Origin of the sequence: Kibdelosporangium aridum, assembly GCF_900176515.1 — a bacterium.
Classification (GTDB): Bacteria; Actinomycetota; Actinomycetes; order Mycobacteriales; family Pseudonocardiaceae; genus Kibdelosporangium; species Kibdelosporangium aridum.
In genome coordinates this window covers 417,520-444,052 of sequence record NZ_FWXV01000006.1, presented here as the reverse complement: position 1 = coordinate 444,052, position 26,533 = coordinate 417,520, and the positions used below count along the sequence as shown (strand labels likewise).

The following is a 26,533-nucleotide window of genomic DNA, read 5'->3' as shown; positions in this document are numbered from 1 at the left end:
AGAAACCGCCAAGCCGCGAGGGCATCTCTTCAGCTGACTTCTCAGGCGTTGGAGCGTTCCAGCACCAGTTCCTGCACGCGCTTGGCGTTGGCCTGGCCCTTGGTCGCACGCATCACGTCACCGACGATCTTGCCCGCGGCCTGCACCTTGCCGCTGCGGATCTTGTCGAGGACGTCCGGGTTGTTGGCGAGTGCCTCGTCGACCGCGGCGATCAGCGCCGAGTCGTCCGAAACGACCTTGAGGCCACGCTTCTCCACGACCGCAGCCGGTTCACCCTCGCCCGCGAGCACGCCCTCGACCACCGAACGCGCCAGCTTGTTGGTCAGCGTGCCCTCGGCGACCATCTTGATGATCTCGGCAACCTGACCGGGCTTGATCGGCAGATCTGCCAACTCGATGCCGCGGGTGTTGGCTTCCTGCGCCAGCTGGCTGACCCACCACGCGCGGGCTTCCGCCGGGGACGCGCCCGCGTCCACCGTCGCCGCGATCAGGTCGACCGCGCCCACGTTGAGCAAGTCACGCAGCTCAAGGTCCGAGAGGTTCCACTCCTGCTGGATCCGCTTGCGCCGCACCCAGGGCATCTCCGGCAGCGTCGCCCGCAGCTTCTCGACCCACTCCCGCGACGGGGCGATCGGCACCAGGTCGGGCTCCGGGAAGTACCGGTAGTCCTCGGAAGTCTCCTTGGCACGGCCAGGGGACGTGCTTCCGGTCGACTCGTCGAAGTGCCGGGTCTCCTGGCGGATCGTGCCGCCCGATTCCAGCACCGCGGCCTGCCGGGTCATCTCGAACCGCACGGCCCGTTCGACCGAACGCAGCGAGTTGACGTTCTTCGTCTCCGTGCGCGTGCCGAACTCCGTGGCGTCCTTGGCCATCAGGGACACGTTGGCGTCACAGCGAAGCGAGCCCTGGTCCATCCGGACGTCCGAGACACCCAAGGCACGCAGCAGATCCCGCAGCGCGGTCACGTACGCACGGGCGACTTCCGGTGCCCGCTCGCCGGTCCCGACGATCGGCTTGGTGACGATCTCGATCAGCGGCACGCCCGCGCGGTTGTAGTCCAGCAGCGAGTGCTCCGCGCCGTGGATACGACCGGTCGCGCCACCCACGTGCAGCGACTTGCCGGTGTCCTCTTCCATGTGCGCGCGCTCGATGTCAACGCGCACAACGGTTCCGTCTTCCAGCTCGACGTCGAGCCAGCCGTTGAAGGCGATCGGCTCGTCGTACTGCGAGGTCTGGAAGTTCTTCGGCATGTCCGGGTAGAAGTAGTTCTTCCTGGCGAACCGGCACCACTCGGCGATCTCGCAGTTGAGCGCGAGGCCGATGCGGATCGCCGACTCCACGGCGGTCTCGTTCACCACGGGCAGCGCACCGGGCAGACCAAGGCACGTCGGGCAGACCTGGGTGTTCGGCTCGGCACCGAAAGCGACCGGGCAGCCGCAGAACATCTTGGTGTGCGTGGACAGCTCGACGTGCACCTCGAGCCCGAGCACCGGGTCGAACTTCGCGATGACCTCGTCGTAGTCCATCAGCTCGGCAGCAGCCGTCACTTCAGCTCGTCCTTACGAATAGAGCGGATGGTCAGCAGCACACCCGTGACCGCGACGAGGATGCTGGCGGATGCGTTGACGAGCAGCAGCTTGTCCTTGTCCTTGCGGGCGTTGCGGAAACCCTGCACCGCGCTGACCGCGCCGAACACCGAACCGACCAGGCCGAGCAGGCCACGAGCCTTCTTGAAGTTCACCGTGCCACCTCCAGTTCCGGCACCCGGTTGATCAGCGGGCCGCCGTCCGCTTCGTTGCGTGCCACTTCGTAAGCCGCGGCCACCTTGTACATCCTGGTCTCCTGCAAGGCAGGCGCCATGATCTGCAGGCCGACCGGCAGACCGTCGATCCCCGACAGCTTGCTCGGCACGCTCATAGCAGGATGCCCCGCGAGGCTCGCCGGAATCGTGCACAGGTCGGCGAGGTACATGGCCATCGGGTTGTCGGTGCGCTCGCCGATCGGGAACGCGGTGGTCGGCGTCGTGGGCGAGACGAGCACGTCGACCTTCTCGTACGCGGCCTCGAAGTCCCGCTTGATCAGCGTGCGGACCTTCTGGGCGGAGCCGTAGTAGGCGTCGTAGTAGCCCGACGAGAGCGCGTACGTGCCGATCATGATGCGGCGCTTCACTTCGGGGCCGAAGCCGGCCTCACGGGTCAGCGACATGACCTCTTCGGCGCTGCGCTCACCGTTGTCGCCCACGCGGATGCCGTAGCGCATCGCGTCGAAGCGGGCCAGGTTGGACGAGCACTCGCTCGGCGCGATCAGGTAGTACGCCGACAGCGCGTACTTGAAGTGCGGGCACGAGACCTCGACGATCTCCGCACCCAGCGTGCGCAACTGCTCGACGGCCTCGTTGAACGACACCATGACGCCGGGCTCGTAGCCCTCGCCGGAGAACTCCTTGACGACACCGATCTTCAGGCCGCGCAAGTCGCCGATCGAACCTTCGCGCACCGCCTGTACGACCGCGGGCACCGCTTCGTTGATGGACGTGGCGTCCAGCGAGTCGTGACCGCCGATCACCTCGTGCAGCAACGCCGCGTCCATAACGGTCCGCGCGCAAGGCCCGGCCTGGTCGAGCGACGACGAGAATGCCACGAGGCCGTAGCGGGAAACGCCGCCATAAGTCGGCTTCACGCCAACCGTGCCAGTCACCGCAGCGGGCTGACGGATCGAGCCACCGGTGTCGGTGCCGATCGCGAGCGGAGCCTCGAACGCCGCGAGCGCGGCCGACGAGCCGCCGCCGGAGCCGCCGGGAACGCGGTTGAGGTCCCACGGGTTGTGCGTCGGGCCGTACGCCGAGTTCTCGGTGGAGGAGCCCATCGCGAACTCGTCCATGTTGGTCTTGCCGAGGATCACGATGCCCGCTTCGAGCATCTTTGTCGTGATTGTCGCGTCGTACGGCGGCTCCCAGCCCTCAAGGATCTTGGAGCCGACCGTCGTCGGCGCGCCCTGCATCGTGACGACGTCCTTGAGCGCCAGCGGCACTCCCGCCAACGGCGACGCGGGCATGTTGCCCGCCGCCACGTCCTCGTCGACCGCGCGCGCCTGAGCCAGCGCGCTCTCGGTGCTGACGTGCAGGAACGCGTGCACGGCCGGGTCGACGTCGGCGATCCGGTCCAGGTGGGCCTGTGCCACCTCGACCGCCGACACCTCCTTGGCCTGGATCTTGGCAGCCAGCTCGGCCGCGGTCAGCCGGGTGAGTTCGCTCACTGCTCTTCTCCCAAGATGCGGGGCACGCGGAACCGGCCGTCCTCAGCGGAAGGGGCGCCGGACAGCGCCTGTTGCTGGGTGAGTCCCGGGCGAACGACGTCTTCACGGAAGACGTTGGTCAGCGGCACGGCGTGCGAGGTCGGCGGCACATCGTCGGCCGCGACCTCGGTCACCTGCGCGACCGACTGCAGGATGATGTCGAGCTGGCCTGCGAACTTGTCCAGCTCTTGCTCGGTCACCGCGAGCCTGGCCAGCCGGGCGAGATGCGCGACCTCGTCGCGGGAGATGGTTGGCACTCCACGAACCCCCGGGGGATTACATTTCATTCTGGGACCTGGTGAGTCTATGGCGAGGGTTGGCCGGGGCCCGAACGGGTTATCCGACGTGCCGCTGTTCGTAACCCACTAGACCCGGACGCCTGCTCCTTGGGGCATGCGCCCATCTGCGACAATCGGCGCCCGGCAGCAGGTGCGGACGGCAAGGTTCCGCGCACGACGCAGGAGGCGTTCGCCTTGTCCTTCCTGATCCGGGTGCAACTCCCGGACAGCCCGGGAACACTGGGCGCGGTGGCGTCCGCGCTCGGCAAGATCGGCGCCGACATCCTCAGCGTGGACGTGGTCGAGCGTGGTGCGGGCGTAGCCGTGGACGACCTGGTCGTCGAGCTGCCGTCGGGCCGCCTGCCGGACATGCTGATCACCGCGGCGGAGTCGGTCGAAGGTGTGGAAGTGGACGCGGTCCGGCCGTACGCGGGTGTCCTGGACACGCACCGCGAGCTGGAACTGGTCGAGGAAGTGGCGGCCGAGCCCAAGGACGGCCTGATCACGTTCACCGAGGGCGTCCCGAAGATCATCCGGGCCGGGTGGGCCGTGGTGATCCAGCACGACGCGAGCGGCACCCAGCCGTTGGCGGCGAGCCCGGCGGCGCCGGAGATCCTCACCATCGACCTGCCGTTCATGCCGCTCGCCAAGGCGACGGTGCTCGACGGCGAGGAGCCGTGGGTCCCGGAGACCTGGCGTGAACTGGGCACGGAGCTGGCCGCGACGCCGCTGGGCAAGCCGGACCGGGTGCTACTGGTCGGCCGCCCTGGCGGGCCGATGTTCCGCGCCGCCGAGGTCGCCAGGCTGGCGCACCTGGCCGGGATCATCGCGGTTGTGCTGGACGGCTAGCGCGTACCAGTAGGTCAGCAGGATGAAGCAGTAGAACGACTGCCCGACGTGGTCCACGAAGCCGTCGCCCTGCCAGAACGCGGTGTTCCACTCGACGCCGATGAGCGGCAGCGTGATCAGTAACGCGGCCGTAGCGAACTGGCGGTGCCGCAACACGACGAACACACCTGGGAAACAGAGCACCAGGTAGTTGTGCCAAGCGACCGGCGACAGCAGCAGAGTGGCGGCTGTCACAGCCCACAGTGCCATGTCCGGATCGTTGCGAACTTTCCGAAGCGTGTAGATCAGCAGCAGGGCACCGGCGAGGAACCCGATCCACGCGGGCCCGCCGAGCCGTGCGACGAAACTGGGCAGCGACGCGTTGTCGCTGAACGTACTGAGCTGCTCGGCCTTCAGCACCTCCATCCACCGCAGGAACGCCTGCACACCCGCGGCGGCCACGCCGATGAGCGTTGCCGCCGCGCCAGCGAGGACGCCGGCTTGGAACGTCTTCCATTGCCGTTGTACGACGGGCAGCAGCAGGATCGGTATCAGTGTCGGCTTGATCGCGATCACGATGCCGAGCGCGATGCCCGCGCCCACATGCCTGCCGCGCTTCTGCAGAACCCACGCGACGGCCAACCCTGCGACGAGCACGCCGTAGACCTGGCCAAGTGCGACCGTGCCCATCAACGGCGAGGACACCAGGAACGCGGCCAGAACAATCCACTTTGTCCAGTGGGGGACGCGCAGTTCCCGTGCGACAAGGAAACCCGCACCGATAACGAGAACAGCGGTGATCACACTGAACACCCGGTACGCGGTGAGCGTGTCGGTGAGCCCGAGGGGCGCGAGCAGAACAGTCCAGAACGGCGGATTGAGATTGGCGACCCACGCACCCGTGTCATAGATCGACTCACCGCGCAGCAACGCGACGGCCGACCGGTGGAACGTGTCGAAATCCGTGTGCGCACCCATGTAGTCGGTCAGTACGCGCTCGATGTTGGAGCTGTCGTGGGTGAACAACAGCCACAGCGTGACACCGACTGCCGCCGCTGCGCCGAGCCATGCCCCGATACGCCCCATCAGAGCAGGCTAACCGGTGGCTGATTTCCCGGGTGAAATAGGTGCTGTTCCTATCGTTTCCGGGACACCGCCGAAGTTAGCCTTTCGGATTGTGCGAGAAGAGACCGCGGTGAACGTCGGCCCAACCGGAATCGAGATCGCGTACCAGCGTTTCGGCGATCCGGCAGATCCCCCGGTACTGCTGATCATGGGCGGCAACGCCCAGATGATCCACTGGCCGGACGGCTTCTGCTCGGAACTGATCGCCAGAGGCCTGCACGTGATCCGTTTCGACAACCGAGACGCAGGCCGCTCAACACATTTCCGCGACGCACCCGTACCCGATTTCGCAGCAGCACTGAACGGCGACTTCTCGTCAGCGTCGTACACCCTGGCCGACATGGCCGACGACACCGTAGGCCTCCTCGACGCGCTCGACCTGGACAGTGCGCACCTGGTAGGGCAATCGCTGGGCGGAATGATCGCGCAGACGGTGGCGATCGAGCACCCGTTCCGGGTGCGGTCGCTGACGTCGATCTCATCCAACACCGGAGACCCAAAGGTAGGTCAGGCCGACCTCAGCGCACTCGCCAGCCTCGGCAAACCCGCGGAAGACCGAGAGGGCTACATCGACTGGATGGTCAAGGCCACGCGGCTGACCGCGTCGTCCCCGGGGTTCCCTTTTGACGAATCGACCGTCCGCGCGACGACGGCGCTCGCGTACGACCGAGGCCATGATCCGGGTGCGTTCCCCCGACAGGGCATTTCGGTGCTTGCTTATGGCGATCGGACGGAGAAGCTGAAGCACGTGAAGGTGCCGACGCTGGTGCTGCACGGCAGCGCCGACCCGTCCGTGGAAGGCGGTCGCGCGACGGCGGCGGCAATCCCAGGCTCGAAGCTGGTGATCTTCGAAGGGATGGGACACAACCTGCCGCGTGAGCTCTGGTGCACGATCGCCAACCACATCGCCGATCTGGTGCACAGCGCGGAAAAACCCGCCTGAGCCCACAAGTGACCAGGCGACTCCTGATGCCCGCGCCGCAGACGATCCTGCCTACCTGAGCACAAGCCGGACTTCGGCGGACGCCCAACCCCAACCAAAGGACACCCCCACCACTCCCGGGGGGGCGTCCCCTGGCCAGTCTATCGGGGATATGGGCAGGTCAAAGGATTACCGGCCGGTTGTGGACAACTGGATTTGCCGGTGATCCCTTCGCTCCGGTCGCTCAGCCGATGTACTTGGCCAGCTCCCGGCGGGCGAGGGAGCGCTTGTGCACCTCATCCGGACCATCGGCCAGACGCAAAGTCCGAGCGTGAGCCCAAAGTCCGGCCAAAGGCGTGTCCTGGCTGACGCCGCCAGCGCCATGTGCCTGAATCGCCTTGTCCAGAATCCACTCGACCTGAATCGGGGTCGCGATCTTGATCGACTGGATCTCGGTGTGCGCGCCCTGGTTGCCCACGGTGTCCATCAGCCATGCGGTCTTGAGCACCAAGAGCCTCAGCTGCTCGACCCGGACCCGCGACTCGGCGATCCAGTCCTGCACGACGCCTTGCTGTGCGATGGGTTTGCCGAAGGCTGAGCGGGACACTGTCCGCTTGCACATCAACTCGATCGCGCGCTCCGCCATGCCGATCAGGCGCATGCAGTGGTGGATCCGGCCGGGGCCCAGTCGTGCTTGCGCGATCGCGAAGCCGCTGCCTTCCTCACCGATCAGGTTTTCCGCCGGCACGCGCACGTCGTTGAACTCGATCTCGGCGTGGCCGCCGTGGTCTCCGTCGGTGTAGCCGAAGACGTGCATTCCTCGCTTGATCGTCATCCCGGGTGTGTCACGCGGGACGAGGATCATGCTCTGCTGCCGGTGCGGCTCGCCTTCCGGGTCCGTCTTGCCCATCACGATGAAGATCTGGCAACGCGGGTTCATCGCGCCGGAGATGTACCACTTCCGGCCGTTGATCACGTAGTCGCTGCCGTCGCGGGTGATCCGGGTCGCGATGTTGCGCGCGTCCGACGACGCCACGTCCGGCTCCGTCATCGCGAACGCCGAGCGGATCTCGCCTTCCAGCAACGGGTTCAGCCACTGCTTCTGCTGCTGCTCGGTGCCGAACATCGCCAGCACTTCCATGTTGCCGGTGTCCGGGGCCGCGCAGTTCAGCGCCGGTGGGGCGAGGTGCGGGCTGCGGCCGGTGATCTCCGCGAGCGGCGCGTACTGCAGGTTTGTCAGGCCCGCGCCGTGTTCTCCTGGCAGGAAGAAGTTCCACAGGCCGCGCTTGCGTGCTTCGGCCTTCAACTCCTCCACGATCGGCGGGATTCCCCAGGGGTCCCGCGCCGAAGCCATCTGCGAGTCGAACACCGGCTCGGCCGGGTAGACGAACTCGTCCATGAACGCGTTGAGCCGCTCGCGAAGTTCCTCGGTGCGGGCGTCGTAGCCGAAGTCCATCAGTTCTCCTTGAGGGTGGCGTTGCCCTGTGCGACGACCGGTTCGACGAGCGCGCCGACCTGTTCGAAGCCGTGCCCCACGGTCTTGCCTTGGCTGAACCGGAAGTAGATGCCCTCGGTGATCACCGCGAGCTTGAAGAACGAGAAGGCGATGTACCAGTCCAAGTTGGACACATCGCGGCCGGTGCGCTTGGCGTAGTGGTCGATCACCTCGTCCGTGCTCGGGTAGCCGGGCGCGCCGCTGACGTTCGCGATCACCGAGTCGTCCGGCGCCTCGCGGGTGGCGTACGCGACCGTGAGGCCGAGATCGGCGAGCGGGTCGCCCAAAGTGGACATTTCCCAGTCGAGCACAGCGGTGATCTTGTCGTCGAGCACCAGCGTGTTGTCCAGCCGGTAGTCACCGTGCAGGATCGTCGCCTCGGTTGACGAAGGCAGCCGTTCAGCCAGGCGATCGTGCAACCGGTCGATGCCAGGCAGGTCACGGCTGCGCGACGCGTCCAGCTGCTTGCCCCACCGGCGAAGCTGACGCTCCAGGTACCCCTCCGGGCGTCCGAAGTCACCGAGCCCTACCGATACGGGATCCACGGCGTGCAAGTCGGCCAGGGTGTCGATCAGGTTCAGCGCGATCACCCGTGTCCTTTCCGGACCGAGCTTGCCGAGTTCTTCCCTGCTGCGATACGGAACCCCGGGCATGAACTCCATGACATAGAAGGGCGCACCGAGCACTTCGGTGTCCTGGCAAAGGAACAACGTACCCGGCACCGGAACCTTGGTGTCCTTCAACGCCGTGATCACACGGTACTCACGCGCCATGTCATGCGCGGTCGGCAGCACATGCCCGAGCGGAGGCCTTCGGACCACCCATTTCTGAGTGCCGTCAGTGACCACATAGGTCAGATTCGAACGGCCGCCTTCGACGAGCTCCGCCGACAGCGGCCCGTCACCCAGCTTGCCGCGCAGCTTCTCAAGATCCAGTCCCGGGAGGCTCATGAAACGATCCTGCTGACGATCTCGGCGACGCACGCGGGCTTGTCGCTGCCCTCGATCTCGACGGTGACCTTGGTGACGGCCTGCTTGCCACCCTGGACGTCCGTGATGTCCAGCAGTTCCGACGTGGCACGCACCCTGGCGCCGACCCGGACCGGCGAGGGGAACCGGACCTTGTTGGAGCCGTAGTTCACCACCATGGCCACGTTCTCGATCTTGTAGATGTCCCTGACCAGCACCGGGATCAGCGACAGCGTCATGTAGCCGTGCGCGATCGGGCCACCGAACGGACCGGCTTTCGCCTTCTCCACGTCCACGTGGATCCACTGGTGGTCGCCGGTCGCGTCGGCGAACATGTTCACGGCCTCCTGGGTGATCTCGCGCCACTCACCCGTGCCGAGCACCTCGCCCTTCGCGGCCGCGAGCTCGTCGACGTCCTTGAAAACCCGCATGTGCCCTCCTCAGTCCTGTGGCCCGCCGGCCGCGTACACGACCTGTCCCGACACGAACCCGGCGCCCTCGCTGACGAAGTAAGACACCAGGTGCGCGATGTCCTCCGGCTCGCCGACCCGGCCGACCGGGATCTGCGACGCCGCGCCCGCCTTCATGTCCTCGAAGGAGATCCCGAGCCGCTCGGCGGTCGCCGCGGTCATGTCGGTGGCGATGAAGCCCGGCGCGATCGCGTTGACCGTGACACCGAACTTGCCCAGTTCGATCGCCAGCGTCTTGGTGAAGCCCTGCAGGCCCGCCTTGGCCGCGGAGTAGTTGGCCTGGCCGCGGTTGCCCAGCGCGGACGTGCTGGACAGGTTGACGATCCGGCCCCACTTGGCCTCGGTCATGTACTTCTGCGCCGCGCGGCTCATCACGAACGAGCCACGCAGGTGGACGCCGATCACCGAGTCCCAGTCTTGGTCGGTCATCTTGAACAGCAGGTTGTCCCTGGTGATCCCGGCGTTGTTGACCAGCACGACCGGCGGGCCGAGCTCGTCGGCGATCCGGGTGACGCACGCCTCCACCTGCTCGGTGTCACTGACGTCGACGCCAAGGCCGATCGCCTTGCCACCCTCGGCCGTGATCGCGGCGGCGCCTTCCTTGACGCCTGCCTCGTCGAGGTCGAGCAACGCGACGGCGAACCCGTCGGCTACCAGCCTGCGTGCGACGGCCGCACCGATGCCGCGCGCGGCACCGGTGACGATCGCGACCTTGGTCATTGAGTCTCCTCCAGAAGGTGTTAGCGCAGCGAGGTGAGCAGCAGATCTGCGTAGTGATCGGCGATCTGGGCCGGCGAAAGCCTGCCGTTGCGCCGGTACCAGACGCCGAGGTGGTGCACGGAGCCAAAGAAGTAGTCCACGACCAGGTCAGCGGGCACGTCGTCACGGAAATCGCCCGCGCGCTGGCCTTCCTCGACCAGGGAACGGAACCGCTCGTGGTACTTGCGGCGCTCGGCCCGCACGGCCCGTTGCTTGGCCGGGCTGAGGTGGTGCATGGACTGCGAGAAGATCTTGAAATCGTCCAGGTTCTCGATGGTGGTGACGACGACGTCGGCCGCAGCGCCCCTGACCCGCTCGGCCGCCGGTGCCTCGCTGGCCGCGAACTTCTCCAGCCGGCAGGTCTGCTCGCGCAGCACCCGGCCGTAGATCTCGTGCAGCAGGTCGTCCTTCGAGCCGAAGTAGTGGTACATCGCGCCCTTGGTGACGCCTGCGGCCTCGACGATCTCCTGGACCGACGTGCGGTCGAAGCCCTGCTTGGCGAACAGCTTCGTGGCCTCGGCAAGCAACCGGTCGTCCACTCCGGACGCGGTGTTGACTGGCCTGCGTGCCATCGTCGGCTACCTCCGTATTCCCAGACACGGCAACCATACCGCTCGGTATGTCCTCGTCAAACCTCGACGTGACCTAAGCAACCGCTTAGCATGTCGACATGACACTCGAGGACGGCGTGCGCTACTCGGTGGACTCCGGCGTGGCGACGGTGACGTTCGACCGGCCGGACCGCAACAACGCGATGAACCTGGCGATGGAACGCCGGTACGGCGAGGTCCTGCGGATACTGGAAGCCGACACGGGCGTGCGTGCCATCGTTGTCACCGGCGCGGGCAACTCCTTCTGCCCCGGCGCTGACCTCGACGTCCTCGCCGACGACATCCCCGAAGGCGGCATCGACTTCCAGGTCGAGTACGTGCTGTCGGCGGCTTTCGTCGGCAAGCCCGTGATCGCCGCGATCAACGGCGGCTGTGCCGGTCTCGGCTTCGTCATCGCCTGCACGGCCGACGTCCGGTTCGCAGCGGCCGGGGCGAAGTTCACCACCGCGTTCGCGCGGCGCGGCCTGATCGCCGAGTACGGGATCGCCCAGCTGCTGCCCGACCTGGTCGGCCGGGGCCGCGCGATGGACCTGCTGCTGTCCGGCCGGACGTTCGTCGCCGAGGACGCGTTGTCATACGGCCTGGTCCAGGAGGTTTACCCGGCGGAGGAGTTGCTCGCCGCGACCAAGGCGTACGCGTCCGAGCTGGCCACCTACAGCGCCCCGCGGTCCATGGCCGTGATGAAGCGGCAGATCCTCGACGAGGCGGCGATCCCGCTGGCCGAGTCGGGTGATCGGGCGGCCGAGCTGATGGCCGAGTCGTTCCTGCACCCGGAGGCCAAAGAAGGCGTGGTGAGCTGGCTGGAGCGGCGCCCGCCGGAGTTCCCGCCATACCCCTCGTGAATGGTGTGAGCTAAGCAACCGCTTAGTATGCAGATTCGCATACCAGCTGGTATGTCTACTGGACAACGAGAACTGCTTACTCCGCGGAGGAACCCAGCATGCGCAGCACGAGGGTGGCGTACTCACGCCCGAGCGCCCTCGGTGTTTTGCGCGCCCGCTCGCTGTACCACCGCGCCACGTCGATGCCCAGTGACAGCACGGCTCGCGCGGCAACCTTCTCGTCAGGGACCGAAAAGACCCCGGCCCGCACGCCGTCGGTGATCAACGACTGGACGGCCTGCTCGATCCGGCGCCGCAAGCCCGCCACGACCGTGTACTCGTGCTCGGGCAGCGCCCCCAACTCGTACTGCACGACACGGGCCACGATGTGGCGCTTGGCGTGCCATTCGACGAACCTCTCGACCAGCAGGCGCATCCGGTCAACGGGTGGATCGCCCTGGTCGATCACGTCCTGGACCAGCGTGAGCACCCGCTCGTGGCCGGTGCGGCTGATCTCGAACAGCAGGGCAGTCTTGGACGGGAAGTGCACGTACAACGCCGCCGGGCTCATCCCGGCGGCAGTGGCGATGTCCCTCGTCGTGGTGGCGTGGAAGCCGACCTTGGCGAAGGATTCGACCGCGGCGAACATCAGCCGTCGGGCAGCGTCCGGTTTGACGTCCGGCCACAGGTCGGCGGGCTGCGACATCGTCATAGCCAAACAGTAGTCGCACGCTAAGCGCGTGCTTAGGAAAGGACGGCACTCGTGACGTCGTTCAAGGACCGGGTGGCGATCGTCACCGGTGCCAGTCGCGGCATCGGCTTCGGCATCGCGAAGGAACTGACCGAGCGCGGCGCGAAGGTGTGCATCACCGCGCGCAAGCCGGAGGCGCTCGAAGAGGCCGCCAGCCAGCTCGGCGGGCCGGATCGGGCGATCTTCGTACCCGGCAAGGCGGATGACGCCGCACACCAGGACGAGGCGATCGCCCGGACGATGGAGGCCTTCGGCCGGGTGGACATGCTGGTCAACAACACCGGCATCAACCCGGTGTTCGGCCCGATCGTGGACATCGACGCGGGCGCGGCGGCCAAGATCCTCGGTGTGAACGTGCTCGCGCCGCTCGCGTGGACCCGCAAGGCACGCGACGCGTGGATGGGCGAGCACGGCGGGTCGATCGTGAACGTGGCGTCGATCGCCGGCCTGCGCGCCTCGCCCGGTATCGGCATGTACGGCGTGAGCAAGGCGGCCCTGATCAGGCTGACCATGGAACTGGCCGTCGACCTGAGCCCGGGCATCCGGGTGAACGCGGTCGCGCCCGCGATCGTGAAGACGAAGTTCGCCGAGGCACTGGTCCAGGACAACGAGGAAGCGGTGGCGAACTTCTACCCGCTGAAGCGGCTCGGTGTGCCGAGCGACATCGCCAGCGCGGTCGCGTTCCTGCTGTCCGACGAGGCCAGCTGGATCACCGGGCAGACACTGACCCTCGACGGCGGCATCACGCTGGGCGGTGGCCTGTGAGCTTCACACTGAAGGACTCCGGCGTCGTCATCACCGGCGCGGGCCGCGGCATCGGCGCGGCGCTGGCCCGCCGGTTCTCCGCCGAGGGAGCCCGCCTGGTTCTGGCCGATGTGGACGATGCGGTTTCCTCAGTCGCGTCGGAACTCGGCGCCACCGCGGTCGTCGGGGACGCGGCGAGCGAGGAAGGCGTCGCCCGGCTTGTTGACGCAGCCCGTTCGGCGCTCGGCGAGATCGACATGTTCTGCGCCAACGCCGGAATCGCGCCGCTGGGCGGGGCGGACGCACCGGAGGAAGACTGGGCGCGCACGTGGGACATCAACGTGATGGCACACGTCCGCGCGGCCCGCGCGCTGCTGCCCGCGTGGCTTGAGCGTGGCCGTGGGCACTTCCTGGCGACCGTGTCCGCGGCGGGGCTGCTCACCAGCCTTGGCTCAGCGTCCTATTCGGTCACCAAGCACGGCGCCTTGGCCTTCGCGGAATGGCTGCTGGCGACGTACAAGCATCGCGGGATCGGTGTACAAGCCATTTGCCCGCAAGGGGTCCGTACCGAGATGCTGGAGAAAACCGGTCCGGGCGGCAAGTTCCTGATGGGGCCGACCGCGATCACCGCGGAGCAGGTCGTGGACACAGTGGTCAAGGCACTGGCCGGAGATTCGTTCCTGATCCTGCCGCACCCGGAGGTCGCCGAGTACTACGCGGCCCGCGCCACCCAGAACGACCGCTGGATCGGCGGGATGAACAAGCTCCAGCGCAAACTCGAAGAGCTCTGACTTGTCTGTGCTGTAACGACTTCCGCATGCGTCCGTTGACGGCATACTAAGCGGTTGCTAACTTCAGACGACGCAAGCCCCTACTTCTTCAGCGAGGTTGAGGCTCATGGACAACGACGTCCGGCATCGGCGGAGGATCGCGACAGCGGCAGGCCTGGCGGCGGCAGTCGAGTGGTACGACTACTTCATCTTCGGCGTGGCGGCCGCACTTGTGTTCGGCCGCCAGTTCTACCCGGCGGACGACCCCGTCGCCGGAGTGCTCGCTTCGTTCGCGACGTTCGCAGTCGGCTTCGCCGCCCGCCCGATCGGCGGGATCATCGCAGGTCAGTTGGGCGACAAGCGCGGCCGTAAGCCGATGCTGGTGGCCGCATTGGTGATCATGAGCCTGTCGACGACGGCGATCGGCCTGCTGCCGACCTACCAGTCGATCGGCATCATGGCGCCGATTCTGCTGGTGGTGCTGCGAGTTCTGCAAGGGCTCGCGGTCGGTGCGCAGTGGGGTGGCGCGATGCTGCTGGCGGCAGAGTACGCGCCGGCAGGAAAGCGTGGCCTCTACAGCAGTTTCGTCCAGCTCGGTGTCCCTATTGGAGTCGTGCTGGCGAACACTGTGTTCCTGCTCGCGGTTCAGGTGACTGGTTCCGGCTTCGCGTCGTGGGGCTGGCGAATTCCTTTCCTGGTCGGCATTTTCGTGCTGGTGCTGGCATGGTTCATCCACACCAGGGTCGAGGAGACGCCGGAATTCCGTGCCGCGGAAGCAAAAATGGCCGCCGAGGAGCATCGTGGATCACCGTTGCGCGTGGTTCTGCGCAAGCACCTCGGCACAGTGTTGCTCGCCGGTGGCTCGTTCGCGGTGAACACGGCGACGTTCTACATCCTGCTCACCGGGGTGCTCGACTACGCCACGCGGCATCTCGGTTTGCCGCGCGGTCCCGTGCTGACGATCACGATCCTGGTCAGCCTCACCCAATTCGTAGTGATCCCGCTGGCGGCGAAGCTGTCGGACAGCGTGCCACGTATCCGGATCTACGCGTTCGGCGCTGTCGGGATAATGATCTGGGCAATACCGATGTTCCTGCTCATAGACACTGGCAACTACTTCGCGATCACCGTCAGCAGCTTCATCGCGAGCACGTTCCTCGGCATCATGTACGGCCCACAAGCCGCGCTGTTCGCGGAACTGTTCACCCCGGAGATGCGGTACACCGGCGCGTCCCTCGGCTACCAGATCAGCGCGGTCCTCGGCGGCGGGCTGGCGCCGTTCATCATGGTGTTGTTGCTGGAGTCGACCGGCACATCGCTGTCGGTGTCGGCGTACATCATCGTCCTGGCCGTGGTCGCCTTGTTCTCCATCGCGGTCCTGGCGCGACGAGCCCGGATGCGGAGTCCGGAAACCGCCAGCACAGAACGGCGCTCCTGAGCACGCTTGAGCCATGGAGATTCAGTACACGGCGATCCCGGTGGAGCGACTGGAAGCAATGCGGGAAGAAGGCAAGGACGAGTTCGGCAACAAGTGGCAGTTGCGCGTGGCGGAGGGCTGGGAGCCGCTGCGCTGCTGCCTGCGCAAGGCATCGCAGGACGAGGACATCGCGCTGATCTGCTACTCGCCTTGGGACTCGGCGAGTCCGTGGATGGAGGCGGGACCGGTGTTCGTGCACTACGAGGCGTGTGCGGGGTACTCGGCCACGGACCAGTACCCCGCATCACACCTGCGCAGCAAAGCGATCCTGAACCCCTTTGACCACACCGGCGCCCGGGCCTATGACCACATCACTTTCCTGGGCAACGAGGACGACCACGAGGCCGCGCTGAAGGACGTGCTGAGCCAGCCGGAAGTGGCTTTCGTGCATGTCCGGAGTCAGGAAGCAGGCTGCTTCCATTTCCTGGCAACGTCACGCGATGGTTCTGCCGGTCGCTAGCGAAGGTGGTTGGGGCGACGCGATTTCGCGCATCGGGGTCAGGCCTCTTCGTCCTCGCCGCCCCCGATGGTGGCTACTTCGGTGGCGGCTTCTGGGCCCTGGTCGAGCAGGACCCGGAAGCCGTCCTCGTCCAGGATCGGCACCTTCAGCTGAACGGCCTTGTCGTACTTCGAGCCCGGTGAGTCGCCGACGACCACGAACGACGTCTTCTTCGACACCGACCCAACAGCCTTGCCGCCGCGGGCGATGATGGCTTCCTTCGCCTCGTCACGGGACAGGGTCGGCAGGGTTCCGGTGACCACAATGGACAAGCCTTGGAGGTTGCGTGGCACGGAGTCGTCGCGTTCGTCCTCCATCTTCACACCGGCCTGACGCCAGCGCTCGACCACGTCGCGGTGCCACTCGACGGCCCACCAGTCCTGCAGTGCCGTCACGATCGTCGGGCCGACGCCTTCGGCTGCGGCGAGTTCCTCCTCGGTTGCCGAGAAGATCCGGTCGAGGGAGCCGAACTCCATTGCCAACGCGCGAGCAGCGGTTGGCCCGACGTGCCGGATCGAGAGCGCGACCAGGACTCTCCAGAGTGGACGTTCCTTCGCCGCCTGCAGGTTCGCGGCCAGTTTGGCGCCGTTCTGGGACAGCTCACCGGAGATCGTCCGGAACAACTCGACCTGCTTGAGCTCCTCCTCGCCCAGGTCGAACAGGTCTGCCTCGTTCTCGTAGACGTCCGAGTTGACCAGCGCGGCGGCACTTTCGTAGCCGAGGACCTCGATGTCCAGCGCGCTCCGGCTGCCGATGTAGTCGAGGCGCTCACGCAGCTGGCCCGGGCAGAACTGGCCGTTCGGACAGCGGATGTCGACGTCCGATTCCTTCTCTGGGCGCAAGAGCGTGCCGCATTCCGGGCACGACACCGGCATCACGAATTCACGTTCGTCGCCTGTGCGTGCGTCGACGACCGGCCCGAGGATCTCGGGGATGACGTCACCGGCTTTGCGCAGGATGATGCGGTCACCGATCAGCACGCCCTTGCGCTTGACCTCGCTGGCGTTGTGCAACGTCGCCCGTGCGACCGTCGAACCCGCGACCGACACCGGCTCGGTGACGGCATAAGGAGTCACGCGGCCGGTCCGGCCGACGTTGACGCGGATGTCGAGCAGCTTGGTGGTGACCTCTTCCGGCGGGTACTTGAACGCGATCGCCCAGCGCGGTGCTCGTGACGTGGTGCCGAGCCGCCGTTGCAGCGGCACCTCGTCGACCTTGATCACGATGCCGTCGATCTCGTGTTCGGCGTCGTGCCGGTGGTCTTCCCAGTACTTGATGAAGTCGTTGACCTCTTTGTGCGTGGACAGCACCTTGGTGTGCGTCGACACGGGCAGGCCCCACGCCTGCAGCGCCTCGTACGAGTGGGACTGCCGGTCCGGCTCGAAGCCGTCGCGCTTGCCGAGGCCGTGGCAGATCAGCCGGAGCTTGCGGCTCGCGGTGATGCTCGGGTCCTTCTGCCGCAACGAGCCCGCCGCGGTGTTGCGCGGGTTGGCGTACACCTGCTTGCCGGCCTCGGCCTGCTTGGCGTTGAGCTCCAGGAAGTCCTCGACGCGGAAGAAGACCTCGCCGCGGACTTCGACCAGCTTCGGCACCGGGTACTCATCCGTGCCGGTCAGCACCTCGGGCACGCCCTGCAGCGTGCGCACGTTCAGCGTGACGTCCTCGCCTGTGCGTCCATCGCCCCTGGTCAGACCCCTGACCAGGCGGCCGTTCTCGTACAGCAAGTTGATCGCGAGGCCGTCGATCTTCAGCTCGCACAAGTAGTGCGCGGCGTCACCGACCTCCTTGGCGACCCGGTCGAACCACGCGTTCATCTCGTCGGCGTTGAACGCGTTGTCCAGGCTGAGCATGCGTTCGAGGTGGTCGACCGCGGTGAACTCGGTCGAGAACGTGCCGCCGACCTGCTGGGTCGGCGAGTCGGGCGTGGCGAGGGCGGGGTGCTGCTCCTCGAGCGACTCCAGCTCACGCAGCAGTTTGTCGAACTCAGCGTCGCTGACGGTTGGCGAATCCAGCACGTAATAGCGGAACTGGTGGCCGCGGATCTCCTCGGCTAGCTCCGCGTGGCGCGTGCGGGCGTCGCCCGGTACGTCTTCGAGGCCTTCGGCATCGTCAGTGCTGGTCACGCTCCGGAGACTAGCCGAGGCCCCTGACAATTTCGCGCAGCTCCAGCAGGCCGATCGCACCTTGGGGTTCCGCCTCGGCGGTCTCCACCCGACGGAGTCGTTCGGCCGCCAGCCGCTCACCGAGAGTGGCGTCGAGCGGGAGGTATGTCAGCGCCTCACGTGCCGCCTGATCGAGCTCGGCGAACTGCGGGTGGTGCACCGCGACGTCGACGACGCCCTCGGCCTCGTCCACCTGCACCGCGACCCGGACGTCCGCGAGCGGGATGCGATGGATGCCCAGGTTGACGGTCACCTCAGTCGGATCGGGCACGGGCGGAACAGAGTCGTGGTACTCCCAGATCGCGTCTTCGGGCGGCGCGGCGGCCTTCCAGGCGTCGGTGAACGGCCGCAGCCTGGGGTCCTCCTGACCGGAGATGACCAGGGCGTAGATGGCGCGCTGGCCACGTTCGAGCGAGAAGTGCAGTTCAGGGTGCACGACGGCAACGAGCTCGCACAGGTCGTTCTCGACCCGGTTCGGCTCCTTGTCGCCCAACGCGGCGCTGACGGAAGGCAGCAGCTCGACCCATCCGCGCCAGAACTCGGCCGCCGCCTCGGCGGGATCACACTGAGGCGCGGGCTCGGGATGACGTCGCCTGAACCACTTCACTCACGACAACCTAGCCGTCCCCGGACACGTCCACTTGGAGAACGAGATTTCCTGGGGGTGGTCCGTGCGCACGATCTGGTTGATGGTGCCGGTGCTCGTGCTCGCCGGATGTACGGAGTCTTCGCAGCGACCGCCCGTGTCGCCGCAGACGGCGAGTGTGACGCACCCGGACCTGGACTGGACCGCATTCCCCGTCGACAGCAAACCTCGGCCGATCGTGCTGCTCGATCCGCTGCCGAAGCCGGGGATGAGCGTGACGCTGGCGTCGGCGCCCACGCCACCAGCGACGATGGCCGTCACGCTGCCGGACGGCCCGGCTGAACTGCGAACGATCAGCGCCGACGAAGCCGTGACCGCGATGGGTGCGTACCGCAGCGGCCCGGCCGTGCAGGCAACGCTGACCTCCGCGCAGTTCGAGACCGATCGTGGCGACGTGACGCTGCCGGTCTGGCGGTTCGACACATCGCCGGTCATCGAGTGGCCCGCGTTGACGCCGACCGCGTTCTGGAAGCTCGGCAAAATCCCGCAGTTCTCCTGGGAGACGCCGCCCGCACGGCTCGACGGGCTGAAACTAACGGTGTCCTTGCTCCACAGCCCGGAACCGTGTCCAGGCTCCGGCCCGCCTGTGTTTCGAGGCGAGGCAAAGGAATCAGCGACGTCCGTGACGGTTTACGCGACGGCGGGCAACACCCGGCCGTGCGCGCCGGGCAGGAGCGAAATGCGCCCGTTCGAGGTCACCCTTCGCTCGCCGCTGGGCGCACGGGTGCTCATCACCGGCGCGGGATCACCCATCGCGGTCGGTCCCTGACGCCCGCAGCGCGACGGCGAGCAACTCGGCCGCTGAGCCGAGGAGGCGGCGTCCACCAGGCCAAACCGCACGAAGTTGGCGGCGGAGATCCAGCCCGTCCACGGCAACCTCGACGAGACGCCCCTCGGACAGGTCGGCGTCGACCGCGAGAACACTGAGGACAGCAGGTCCGGCGCCATCAACGACCGCACTACGCACAGCTGTCGTCGACCCGAGCTCGGCGACGGGATGCAGCGCGCCCACTTTGGCCCGACGCAGTGCTCGCTCCAAGGTTTCCCGCGTCCCGGAACCGTGCTCGCGGACGACCAGCGGAGTCTCCGCCAGCTCCGCCGCGGTGAGTGGTTTGCGGCGACGTGCCCAGGCATGACCAGGCGGGACGACCACGGCAAGCCGATCGGTCGCAACCCGGCGCGCGGACAGTTCGGTTGGCACGGTCGGCGACTCGACAAAGCCGAGATCGACCTCACCACCCCGGACAAGATCGCAGACCAAGCTGGAGTTGGTCACGACAAGACCGACATAAAGGTCATTGCTGGACCGGCGCAGCTCGCCGATCCAGCCCGGCGCAAGGTGTTCGGCGACGGTCAGGCTGGCCGCGACGCGGAGTTCGGCCGCACGCCTCGACCGCAGCGCCTCGGCCCCGGTGACCAGGACGTTCAGCTCGTCGAGCACACGTCTCGCCCAGTCAGTGACCACACGTCCGTCCGGCGTGAGCGCCGACCCACGACGCGTCCGGTCGACCAGGGCCAACCCGAACTTGCGCTCAAGGCTGGACAGCCGCTTGCTCGCCGAGGGCTGCGCGATGCCCAGCTTGGCCGCCGCCCTGCCGATGCTGCCCAGTTCCCCGACCAGCACCAGCAGACGCAACGACTCCAGATCGGGAGTCATAGCCAAAGGGTATGACTCCCGAGTCCACTATGCGACCGCGACAGGCACGTCCACATGGGTAGGTCGCGGGACAACGGCAGTGCAATTCAGCGAACTTCACACTGGATCCCACGGCGGCTGCGTGGCGGCTGCAGGGTGCCTTCACGATGGCTCAACGGCCACTTCACGGTGCGGCAACGGCGAAGTCGCTGTGTCGGAAGGGGTATCTCACCGTGTCGGAAGGAGGACTTCGCAGTGCCGGAACGCGCATGTCACGGTTGCCGGAACAGAGATCTCGCTGTGCCGGAACGGAGACCTCACCGTGCCGGAACGTGTATGTCACCGTGCCGGACCGCGCATGTCGCCATGCCGGAACGTGTATGTCGCGGCGCCGGAAGGGGGTTTCGCTGTGGCGGAGCGCGGGCTCGGGTGCGCGAGTGGGGCGGCTTGGGCGTGGGGTGGCTTGGGTGGGGTGGGGTCCTATGTGGATCGGGGGCCGTCGATGTATTCCTCGGGGCTGAGGATGGGTGGGCCGATGGTTTCGTGCAGGTGGCGGCGGGCCCAGTTGCGGGAGTGGCGGGTTCCGGCGTGCCATCGGCGCGGGGTTCGGCGCCGATGGCAGCGGGGTTCCTCGATCAGGACGCGATAGTAGGGGCAGTCGCAGTCGCATTGGCACAGTTCGCGCTGCAACCGGCAGAATTTCGTCTCCCAGTTGTCGATCCCGAGATCGTGCTCGCCGGACACACATTTGCCGCAGTAGTGCATCCGCTGGCCGGATAAAGCGGTCATCCAGCACCCTCTCGGAAAGTAGGGGACCGAAACTCCTACGGTGACGTAGGACGGCGCGGAAAAGTACCGCCCTTAGCGTGATTCAGCCGCGGCGGTCGCTCCTCTCGTCGTGACGAACCCCAACAAAAGTTGGCCATGCGGCAGTTTTGTCAGTCCTGGAGCCACTTGCAGCACATGCCGTTGCCCGTTGGCGAACACATAGGCCGTCCCCTTTTCGCTGGTCAGCAGGAATCCGTGGCGGATATGGATCGGTCTGGCGGCCGGTGCCGCGCCGGGCGCGAGACCGAGCCGAATGGACTGCTCGAGCGATTGAGGGGAATCCACAGAGGCCAATGCCTCCAACGGAAGTACCGGCGCGGGCGGATCGATCGGCCGGTCCGGTGGCGGTGTGTAACCGTCCAGCTTGGCACGTCCCCAGCGGTACGGATCCCCTTGCACGCCGCCCCAAGTGGACCATCCGATTCGCGTTTGCCCAGTTCGGTCCTGCGTGTCCGAGTCGTACACAAGGACGTTCAGGCCGGTGGAAGCCGGATCGACCGCGCCGGGTACCTCCGAAAGAGGGACAGCGACCTCGACGACATATCCCGTTTCCGTGATCTTCGACGCGACCCGCACACCGGGCGCACCACCCTGTTTGTTGTCCGCGTCCCGCAACGCGCACGGCGGTCCTTCCGCGGTGGCAGGCAGAACGGCGAGCTTGTAGGTGGTCGAGGTGTTCTCCGAACGGCCACGCGGGTCGATGGTCAGCTCGACCGAGTCGGTGCGCCAATGCCGTTTGCAGTCCGCCGTGGCCAGCCGGGTACCGAGTACATCGTCAGTGACTGTGACCAAGGCGAACAATGTGTCGTCCCGCCAGGACAGTCGGGCGGTCGCCGAGCAGTCGTTGACCGACGTACAGTCATCGCCTTCCCAGCGCGACGAGATGTCCAATTCCGGCCCTGGATACTCTCCTGTCCCGGAAACCCCGTCCACCACAGGCGAAACACCCGCCTGCTGAATCGTGGTCGCGGGTACGAGTTCCAACGCGGCGTGCGCGGTGGTGCCCGAAATGTTGATCGCATACCGGTAGTCGCCGCCACGCATTCCAGTCGGCAGTGCTGGATCGGTGTTGCGGACCGAGAACTTCACGACCGCGGTCGCACCGGGCGCCAGGCTCGGGAAGCGCTGCTCGGGACTCGCCTCGAACCCCGCAGGCATCGTCAACGAGACGGCGCCCTCCCGCGCGACGTCACTCTGGTTGCGAATCGTGATGTCGATATCCCGGCTGCCACCGGACGGCAGGGCCAACACCGGCGCGACCAAGTTGGCCAGCTCAAGGTGCCCGACCTCCTGTGCCCACTGCTGGTACTGCGCGACCTGCGGCAGCGGCTGCTGCGTGGCCGTCAGCGCAGGCACGACCTCGACTAATGCCTCGGTGGATCCGGACTTCCCGCCACTGGCGACACGGACACCGATCCGCGCCTTGCCGGGCTTGGCATCGGCGGGAACCGTGACGGTGTCACCTCGAACAGTCCATCCAGAAGGTGGGGTCAATGTGACGGGGCCGCGCACGGACGACGTCACATCGATCTTCACCTGGGATCCCGCTGTCACGGCGTACTTCGAGGGCTTCGCCGACAGCTTCGTCCCCAACGGCAGTTCGCCTGGGACGATCGCGCCTTCGAGGATGCCAAGCGGGCCGCGGTTGTCGACGCGATACGGCACCCGACTCGCGATCTGGGTGAAATAGTCACACCCGATCTGCGCGGGATCGGTTGGCACGTCGGGAAAACCGGCCCAGCCTTGACTGGCGTACTCACGTTGCGCGGCTCGCTCGACCTGCGCCCACGTCTGCCCGCCATACGCCGACGCGCCCGCCCACACGCCCCAGACCCGGTCGGTCGGCTCGGTCGGGGTGAAGGCGCTGACGCAGTTCGGGCCGCGGGTCCGCTCGCCTTTCAGGCCACTGGTGAACAACCTGGACACCGACCATGGGCGCAAACCCTGTTCACGGAACGCCTTCGGATCAGCCGCCTTGTCGAATGCCTCGATCGCCAGCCGCGCCGCGTACTGGTGGTTGCCGTGGTTGCCCGGCGAGGGCGCCGGGTCCATCGTGATCACGACCTTCGGCTTGGTCTGCCGGATCACCCGGACCAGCTTGCCGAGCGAGTCCTCATGGCCCCATGCCTGCTGGGTCAGCGGCGAGCTGACGGTGTAGTAGAAGTCGGCTTTGTCCAGGTTGAAGACGTCGGTGATCCCGGCTTTGCCGACCGCACGTCTCTCCTCGGCCTCACGCAGCCGGCCGAGCTCCGGGCCTTCCTCGGTGCCTACGGCGTTCCCGCCGCCTTCGCCACGCGTCACCGTGACCACGCCGGACCGGACTTTGAACTGGCCGAGCGCAGCGAGCGAGCCCGCTTCGTCGTCCGGGTGCGCGCCGACGAAGAGCACGTCCAGCTCCGCACGATCCCGTTCGACCGCTTGAGCGGGAACCGCTGTCGCACCGGCGAGAAGAACAAGGGGTAGCAGGGCAACCCAGCGCACTGTTTCCTCTCCTAGCCTTTGACCGCGCCATCCACCATGCCGCGGATGAAATGTCTTTGCAGGAACAGATAAAGCACCACCACCGGCAGTGCGACCAGCACCGAAGCGGCCGCGAGCAGCGGCACACTGGTATCGGACCGGCCCGAGAAGAACTGCAGGCCCAACGGGGCCGTGCGTAACGCCTCACTGGTGATCATGACCCGGGCGAGCAGGAACTCGTTCCACGTCCACATGAACACCAGCACGATCAACGTGACCAACGCGGGCCGCCCCATCGGGACCAACACCCGCCAGAGTGTCTGCCAATGCCCGGCGCCGTCGAGCCTTGCGGCCTCGACAATGCCGCGCGAGGTCGACCGGAAATACGTCCGCATCCAGAACGCCCCGAACGCGACGGACTGGGCAACCTGCGGAAGGATCAGGGAGGCATAGGTATCTGTCAGCCCAAGGTCGCGCAGGTCGTAGTAGAGCGGGACGACCACGGCCTCACTCGGCACGGTGAGGCCAAGCAACATCAGGTAGAACAGGGCGTCGCGGCCACGGAAGTGCATGGTGCCGAAGGCATACGCGGCCAGGATCGAAAGCACGACCGTCAGAGCGACGACCGAAACGCTGACCAGGAGGCTGGAGAACAGGTAGCTGCCGAACCGGGCCTCGTCGAAGGCCTTCGCGAAGTTCTCCCAGTGGATCCCGCCTTGTCCGACCACTTCGGACCGCAACGCGGTGAAGAGGATGGACAGCATGGGATAGAGAGCGAAGATGGTGAAGACACCGAGGACGAGATAGGTGCCGACGCGTTCGAACCGGGAGACGGTCATGCTCGCTCCCTCCCCGCGACCCGCGTGATCACGTACGTCACCAGGAACGCCAGAACCGTGATGACCACACCGATCGCGGCGGCTGAGCCGACCTGGCCGGTGTGGAAGGCGCGTTGGTAGATCTCGTACGCGGGCACGGTCGTCGAGCCGCCCGGCCCGCCCAACGGGGTCATCATGTAGACCAAGTCGAACGTGCGCAGCGCGGCGATCACGGTCAGCGTCAGTGCCACCCCGATCTCCCCTCGCAACGCCGGAAGGATCACCGAGCGGAACTCCCCCGCCGGTCCGGCGCCGTCCAGCCGGGCGGCGTCGAACAGGTCGGCGGAGACCTTCCCGATCCCACCGAGGAACAAAACCATCGCGAGGCCAGTCTGCACCCACGTACCGACAATTCCGACCGCGAGCAGGGCCGTCGCGGAGTCGCCGAGCCAGGCTTTCCCTTGTGTACCAAGGAGAAAATTCAATGCGCCGTCCGGCGCGAAGATTCTTTGCCAGGCCACAGCCACCACGACCATAGCTATGACCTGCGGTAGGAACAGTACGGTCCTGAAGAACGGCAACCCACGTATACGCACCCTATGGAGTGCCGTCGCCAGTACGAGTCCTATGCAGACAGGCAGCACCGAGAAGAACAGGATCAGGACGGCCACGTGCCCGAAGGCCGCGCCGGCGCCTTCTTCGGAGAACATGTCCGCGTAGTTCGACAACCCTGCCCATGTCCCCAAAGACAGTCCGTCCCAGTCGAACAGGGACAGCCATCCGCTGTGCAGCAACGGAAAGAGCAGGAAGGCCGCGTAGACGAGCAGGGCGGGCAGGGCATACAGATACCCCACCCGCCTCGGTTCACCGACCGCCACGGCTCGACTCCAGGTCAGCCTGGAGCTTGCCGAGGAACGCCTCCACGTCCAGTTGCTTGGCCATCAACTGCTCGACCGCGCCGCCGACCACTTCGTACGCGTTCGGCGTCGCATAGTCCAAGTACGGCACCATCTTCTGCGAGGTCGACGCTTCCTGCCACTTGTCCAGCACGTCCCGTTCGGGACCCGATCCTGGTTGCTGGGCGGCGTCGAGGACCGGCAAGTTCCCGCTGGAAGCGACCACCTTCATCGCGTCCTGGGTGGTGATGAAGTCGATGTACGCGGCGGCCGCGTCCGGGTTGCGAGACTTCGAACTGATCGCCCACGGCAACCCGGTTCCGCCGGTCACCGTGCCACCAGGCGGCAGCACGAAGCCGACGTTGTCCTTCATCGCGTCCTTCAACGTCGCCAGGCTCCACGTGCCGTTGACATGGAAAACGCCCTCGCCCGAAGCGAACTTCGCGGTCGCGTCATCACCTTTGAGACCGGCGAAACCCGTTGTCAGATACCCCTTGTCGACCCAGTCGGCGACCTGCCGCGCGGCTTGGCGGTTGGGCTCGGTCAGCCAGTTCGCGTCCGCCGTGCCAGTGGCCATTTTGGCTTCGTCCGCGGGGTTGCTGAACCGGTGCATGGCCAGCGCGAGCAGGTACGGGCCCGAGCTCTTCTCCAAGTTCCCGATCTGCAGCGCGACCTGGCCCGCGGACTTGGCTTTCGCCAGCGCCGCGTCGAACTCCTCCCACGTCTTCGGCGGTTGCAGGCCGAGCTCGGTCAGTTTGGCCTTGTTGTACCAGATCCCGACCAGTTCACCGGTCTGCGGAACGCCGTAGAGCTTGCCCTGGCCGAGTACATCGCCGCTGTCCGGATAGCTCGCGAGCTTGCGGACGGACTCCGGGAAACGTTCCGTCCACTTGTAAGCAGTGGCATAGGCGTCCACTGGGCGCAGCAGACCGGCCTTGACGAACGCGCCCAAGTCCTGCTTGCCGTTGTTGACCTGGGCGACGTCCGGCGCGTCGTTGGCGGTCAGCCCCAGCTTGATCGTGCTGCGCAGATCGTCGAACGACCGTGCCGCCCGGTTGAGCTTGATGTTCGGGTACTTGGCCTGGAACCGCGCGTTCAGTTCCTTGATCTGCGCTTCCTGCGCGGGACGGGTTTCCTGGTCCCAGATGGTCAGTGTCACGTCGCCCATCGCGGCGACGTCGGTCTTCACTTCCCCAGCAGGTTGTTGAGCCGGCTTGTTCTCCGATCCTGGCGCGCACGCGGCAAGAACCACCGCGACGGCCGCGAGAGCCATCA

27 protein-coding genes are annotated in these 26,533 nt (G+C 66.6%); 8 read left to right on the top strand and 19 right to left on the bottom strand.

What is annotated here, in order from left to right:
- Positions 1 to 41: 41 nt before the first annotated feature.
- The 4 genes from gatB to gatC are packed head-to-tail and all read right to left on the bottom strand — an operon-like array spanning position 42 to position 3,551.
- Complete coding sequence (gene gatB, locus B9C43_RS32530) at positions 42 to 1,547, bottom strand: Asp-tRNA(Asn)/Glu-tRNA(Gln) amidotransferase subunit GatB (RefSeq protein ID WP_084430641.1); 1,506 nt, start codon at positions 1,545 to 1,547, stop codon at positions 42 to 44.
- Entirely contained in the window at positions 1,544 to 1,741 is a 198-nt protein-coding gene (locus B9C43_RS32525; RefSeq protein ID WP_033380380.1) for a hypothetical protein, read from the bottom strand. Before B9C43_RS32525 ends, gatB begins: the two co-directional genes overlap by 4 nt.
- On the bottom strand, positions 1,738 to 3,255 hold the full coding sequence (gene gatA, locus B9C43_RS32520) for an Asp-tRNA(Asn)/Glu-tRNA(Gln) amidotransferase subunit GatA (protein ID WP_033380381.1): 1,518 nt from the start codon (positions 3,253 to 3,255) through the stop codon (positions 1,738 to 1,740). Before gatA ends, B9C43_RS32525 begins: the two co-directional genes overlap by 4 nt.
- Entirely contained in the window at positions 3,252 to 3,551 is a 300-nt protein-coding gene (gene gatC, locus B9C43_RS32515; protein ID WP_033380382.1) for an Asp-tRNA(Asn)/Glu-tRNA(Gln) amidotransferase subunit GatC, read from the bottom strand. The genes gatA and gatC overlap by 4 nt, the downstream gene beginning before the upstream one ends.
- A gap of 216 nt (positions 3,552 to 3,767) precedes the next feature.
- Here gatC and B9C43_RS32510 point away from each other — a divergent pair, with 216 nt between their 5' ends.
- Positions 3,768 to 4,421 carry an ACT domain-containing protein gene (locus B9C43_RS32510; RefSeq protein WP_033380395.1) on the top strand — a complete coding sequence of 218 codons (654 nt, stop codon included), beginning with the start codon at positions 3,768 to 3,770 and terminating at the stop codon, positions 4,419 to 4,421.
- Here the strand turns inward: B9C43_RS32510 and B9C43_RS32505 are convergent.
- Positions 4,323 to 5,486 (bottom strand): glycosyltransferase family 87 protein, encoded by a 1,164-nt coding sequence (locus B9C43_RS32505; protein ID WP_084430639.1) that lies wholly within the window; start codon positions 5,484 to 5,486, stop codon positions 4,323 to 4,325. The two genes, B9C43_RS32510 and B9C43_RS32505, sit on opposite strands and share 99 nt — an antisense overlap.
- Before the next feature lie 91 nt (positions 5,487 to 5,577).
- Between B9C43_RS32505 and B9C43_RS32500 the strand changes: the two genes are divergently transcribed.
- Positions 5,578 to 6,468: an alpha/beta fold hydrolase gene (locus B9C43_RS32500; protein WP_084430638.1), complete on the top strand. Its 891-nt coding sequence runs from the start codon at positions 5,578 to 5,580 to the stop codon at positions 6,466 to 6,468.
- Between the two features lie 223 nt (positions 6,469 to 6,691).
- Here B9C43_RS32500 and B9C43_RS32495 read toward each other — a convergent pair whose 3' ends face one another.
- The 5 genes from B9C43_RS32495 to B9C43_RS32475 are packed head-to-tail and all read right to left on the bottom strand — an operon-like array spanning position 6,692 to position 10,711.
- Positions 6,692 to 7,903 carry an acyl-CoA dehydrogenase family protein gene (locus tag B9C43_RS32495; protein WP_033380385.1) on the bottom strand — a complete coding sequence of 404 codons (1,212 nt, stop codon included), beginning with the start codon at positions 7,901 to 7,903 and terminating at the stop codon, positions 6,692 to 6,694.
- A complete protein-coding gene (locus B9C43_RS32490) occupies positions 7,903 to 8,892 on the bottom strand; it encodes a phosphotransferase family protein (RefSeq protein WP_033380386.1) in 990 nt (329 codons plus the stop codon). Before B9C43_RS32490 ends, B9C43_RS32495 begins: the two co-directional genes overlap by 1 nt.
- Positions 8,889 to 9,341 carry a MaoC family dehydratase gene (locus B9C43_RS32485; protein ID WP_033380387.1) on the bottom strand — a complete coding sequence of 151 codons (453 nt, stop codon included), beginning with the start codon at positions 9,339 to 9,341 and terminating at the stop codon, positions 8,889 to 8,891. Before B9C43_RS32485 ends, B9C43_RS32490 begins: the two co-directional genes overlap by 4 nt.
- Before the next feature lie 9 nt (positions 9,342 to 9,350).
- Positions 9,351 to 10,100, bottom strand: coding sequence for a 3-oxoacyl-ACP reductase FabG (gene fabG, locus B9C43_RS32480; RefSeq protein WP_084430637.1), 750 nt, complete (start codon positions 10,098 to 10,100; stop codon positions 9,351 to 9,353).
- A 20-nt stretch (positions 10,101 to 10,120) separates the two neighbouring features.
- Positions 10,121 to 10,711, bottom strand: a complete 591-nt coding sequence (locus tag B9C43_RS32475; RefSeq protein ID WP_084430636.1) for a TetR/AcrR family transcriptional regulator — start codon at positions 10,709 to 10,711, stop codon at positions 10,121 to 10,123.
- 98 nt (positions 10,712 to 10,809) lie between these two features.
- Here B9C43_RS32475 and B9C43_RS32470 point away from each other — a divergent pair, with 98 nt between their 5' ends.
- Positions 10,810 to 11,592 carry an enoyl-CoA hydratase-related protein gene (locus tag B9C43_RS32470; protein ID WP_084430635.1) on the top strand — a complete coding sequence of 261 codons (783 nt, stop codon included), beginning with the start codon at positions 10,810 to 10,812 and terminating at the stop codon, positions 11,590 to 11,592.
- A gap of 76 nt (positions 11,593 to 11,668) precedes the next feature.
- On the opposite strand, the gene B9C43_RS32465 is transcribed toward B9C43_RS32470, so the two are convergent.
- A complete protein-coding gene (locus B9C43_RS32465) occupies positions 11,669 to 12,283 on the bottom strand; it encodes a TetR/AcrR family transcriptional regulator (protein ID WP_033380391.1) in 615 nt (204 codons plus the stop codon).
- Positions 12,284 to 12,334: 51 nt separating this feature from the next.
- Between B9C43_RS32465 and B9C43_RS32460 the strand changes: the two genes are divergently transcribed.
- The 4 genes from B9C43_RS32460 to B9C43_RS32445 all read left to right on the top strand — a co-directional run bounded on the left by B9C43_RS32460 (position 12,335) and on the right by B9C43_RS32445 (position 15,773).
- Positions 12,335 to 13,087, top strand: coding sequence for an SDR family oxidoreductase (locus B9C43_RS32460; RefSeq protein WP_033380392.1), 753 nt, complete (start codon positions 12,335 to 12,337; stop codon positions 13,085 to 13,087).
- Positions 13,084 to 13,857 carry an SDR family oxidoreductase gene (locus B9C43_RS32455; RefSeq protein ID WP_033380393.1) on the top strand — a complete coding sequence of 258 codons (774 nt, stop codon included), beginning with the start codon at positions 13,084 to 13,086 and terminating at the stop codon, positions 13,855 to 13,857. Before B9C43_RS32460 ends, B9C43_RS32455 begins: the two co-directional genes overlap by 4 nt.
- 106 nt (positions 13,858 to 13,963) lie before the next feature.
- Positions 13,964 to 15,274, top strand: a complete 1,311-nt coding sequence (locus B9C43_RS32450) for an MFS transporter (RefSeq protein WP_084430634.1) — start codon at positions 13,964 to 13,966, stop codon at positions 15,272 to 15,274.
- 13 nt (positions 15,275 to 15,287) lie between these two features.
- Positions 15,288 to 15,773, top strand: a complete 486-nt coding sequence (locus tag B9C43_RS32445; RefSeq protein WP_084430633.1) for a DUF1203 domain-containing protein — start codon at positions 15,288 to 15,290, stop codon at positions 15,771 to 15,773.
- A gap of 38 nt (positions 15,774 to 15,811) precedes the next feature.
- Here the strand turns inward: B9C43_RS32445 and ligA are convergent, their stop codons facing one another.
- Both ligA and B9C43_RS32435 read right to left on the bottom strand, forming a co-directional pair.
- Positions 15,812 to 17,935, bottom strand: a complete 2,124-nt coding sequence (gene ligA / locus B9C43_RS32440) for an NAD-dependent DNA ligase LigA (RefSeq protein WP_084430632.1) — start codon at positions 17,933 to 17,935, stop codon at positions 15,812 to 15,814.
- A 10-nt stretch (positions 17,936 to 17,945) separates the two neighbouring features.
- Complete coding sequence (locus B9C43_RS32435; RefSeq protein WP_084430631.1) at positions 17,946 to 18,581, bottom strand: hypothetical protein; 636 nt, start codon at positions 18,579 to 18,581, stop codon at positions 17,946 to 17,948.
- Positions 18,582 to 18,645: 64 nt separating this feature from the next.
- Between B9C43_RS32435 and B9C43_RS32430 the strand changes: the two genes are divergently transcribed.
- Positions 18,646 to 19,389 carry a hypothetical protein gene (locus tag B9C43_RS32430; protein WP_084430630.1) on the top strand — a complete coding sequence of 248 codons (744 nt, stop codon included), beginning with the start codon at positions 18,646 to 18,648 and terminating at the stop codon, positions 19,387 to 19,389.
- On the opposite strand, the gene B9C43_RS32425 is transcribed toward B9C43_RS32430, so the two are convergent.
- The 6 genes from B9C43_RS32425 to B9C43_RS32400 form a co-directional block, all read right to left on the bottom strand.
- On the bottom strand, positions 19,366 to 20,277 hold the full coding sequence (locus B9C43_RS32425; protein WP_084430629.1) for a LysR family transcriptional regulator: 912 nt from the start codon (positions 20,275 to 20,277) through the stop codon (positions 19,366 to 19,368). The genes B9C43_RS32430 and B9C43_RS32425 overlap by 24 nt on opposite strands.
- A 459-nt stretch (positions 20,278 to 20,736) precedes the next feature.
- On the bottom strand, positions 20,737 to 21,045 hold the full coding sequence (locus tag B9C43_RS32420; protein ID WP_143446751.1) for a hypothetical protein: 309 nt from the start codon (positions 21,043 to 21,045) through the stop codon (positions 20,737 to 20,739).
- A gap of 72 nt (positions 21,046 to 21,117) precedes the next feature.
- Positions 21,118 to 23,565 (bottom strand): sugar-binding protein, encoded by a 2,448-nt coding sequence (locus B9C43_RS32415; protein ID WP_084430628.1) that lies wholly within the window; start codon positions 23,563 to 23,565, stop codon positions 21,118 to 21,120.
- An 11-nt stretch (positions 23,566 to 23,576) separates the two neighbouring features.
- Complete coding sequence (locus B9C43_RS32410) at positions 23,577 to 24,383, bottom strand: carbohydrate ABC transporter permease (protein ID WP_084430627.1); 807 nt, start codon at positions 24,381 to 24,383, stop codon at positions 23,577 to 23,579.
- Entirely contained in the window at positions 24,380 to 25,240 is an 861-nt protein-coding gene (locus B9C43_RS32405; RefSeq protein WP_235038982.1) for a carbohydrate ABC transporter permease, read from the bottom strand. The genes B9C43_RS32410 and B9C43_RS32405 overlap by 4 nt, the downstream gene beginning before the upstream one ends.
- The gene (locus tag B9C43_RS32400) at positions 25,227 to 26,531 is read right to left on the bottom strand and encodes an extracellular solute-binding protein (protein WP_084430626.1); all 1,305 of its coding nucleotides are present in this window, start codon (positions 26,529 to 26,531) and stop codon (positions 25,227 to 25,229) included. Before B9C43_RS32400 ends, B9C43_RS32405 begins: the two co-directional genes overlap by 14 nt.
- Positions 26,532 to 26,533 lie beyond the last annotated feature (2 nt).

Coding starts and splice junctions, on each gene's coding strand:
- B9C43_RS32505 (WP_084430639.1), bottom strand. CDS start 5,486: ATGGGGCGTATCGGGGCATGGCTCGGCGCAGCGGCGGCAGTCGGTGTC.
- B9C43_RS32495 (WP_033380385.1), bottom strand. CDS start 7,903: ATGGACTTCGGCTACGACGCCCGCACCGAGGAACTTCGCGAGCGGCTC.
- B9C43_RS32490 (WP_033380386.1), bottom strand. CDS start 8,892: ATGAGCCTCCCGGGACTGGATCTTGAGAAGCTGCGCGGCAAGCTGGGT.
- B9C43_RS32485 (WP_033380387.1), bottom strand. CDS start 9,341: ATGCGGGTTTTCAAGGACGTCGACGAGCTCGCGGCCGCGAAGGGCGAG.
- fabG (WP_084430637.1), bottom strand. CDS start 10,100: ATGACCAAGGTCGCGATCGTCACCGGTGCCGCGCGCGGCATCGGTGCG.
- B9C43_RS32475 (WP_084430636.1), bottom strand. CDS start 10,711: ATGGCACGCAGGCCAGTCAACACCGCGTCCGGAGTGGACGACCGGTTG.
- B9C43_RS32470 (WP_084430635.1), top strand. CDS start 10,810: ATGACACTCGAGGACGGCGTGCGCTACTCGGTGGACTCCGGCGTGGCG.
- B9C43_RS32465 (WP_033380391.1), bottom strand. CDS start 12,283: ATGACGATGTCGCAGCCCGCCGACCTGTGGCCGGACGTCAAACCGGAC.
- B9C43_RS32450 (WP_084430634.1), top strand. CDS start 13,964: ATGGACAACGACGTCCGGCATCGGCGGAGGATCGCGACAGCGGCAGGC.
- B9C43_RS32445 (WP_084430633.1), top strand. CDS start 15,288: ATGGAGATTCAGTACACGGCGATCCCGGTGGAGCGACTGGAAGCAATG.
- B9C43_RS32425 (WP_084430629.1), bottom strand. CDS start 20,277: ATGACTCCCGATCTGGAGTCGTTGCGTCTGCTGGTGCTGGTCGGGGAA.
- B9C43_RS32420 (WP_143446751.1), bottom strand. CDS start 21,045: ATGACCGCTTTATCCGGCCAGCGGATGCACTACTGCGGCAAATGTGTG.
- B9C43_RS32410 (WP_084430627.1), bottom strand. CDS start 24,383: ATGACCGTCTCCCGGTTCGAACGCGTCGGCACCTATCTCGTCCTCGGT.
- B9C43_RS32400 (WP_084430626.1), bottom strand. CDS start 26,531: ATGGCTCTCGCGGCCGTCGCGGTGGTTCTTGCCGCGTGCGCGCCAGGA.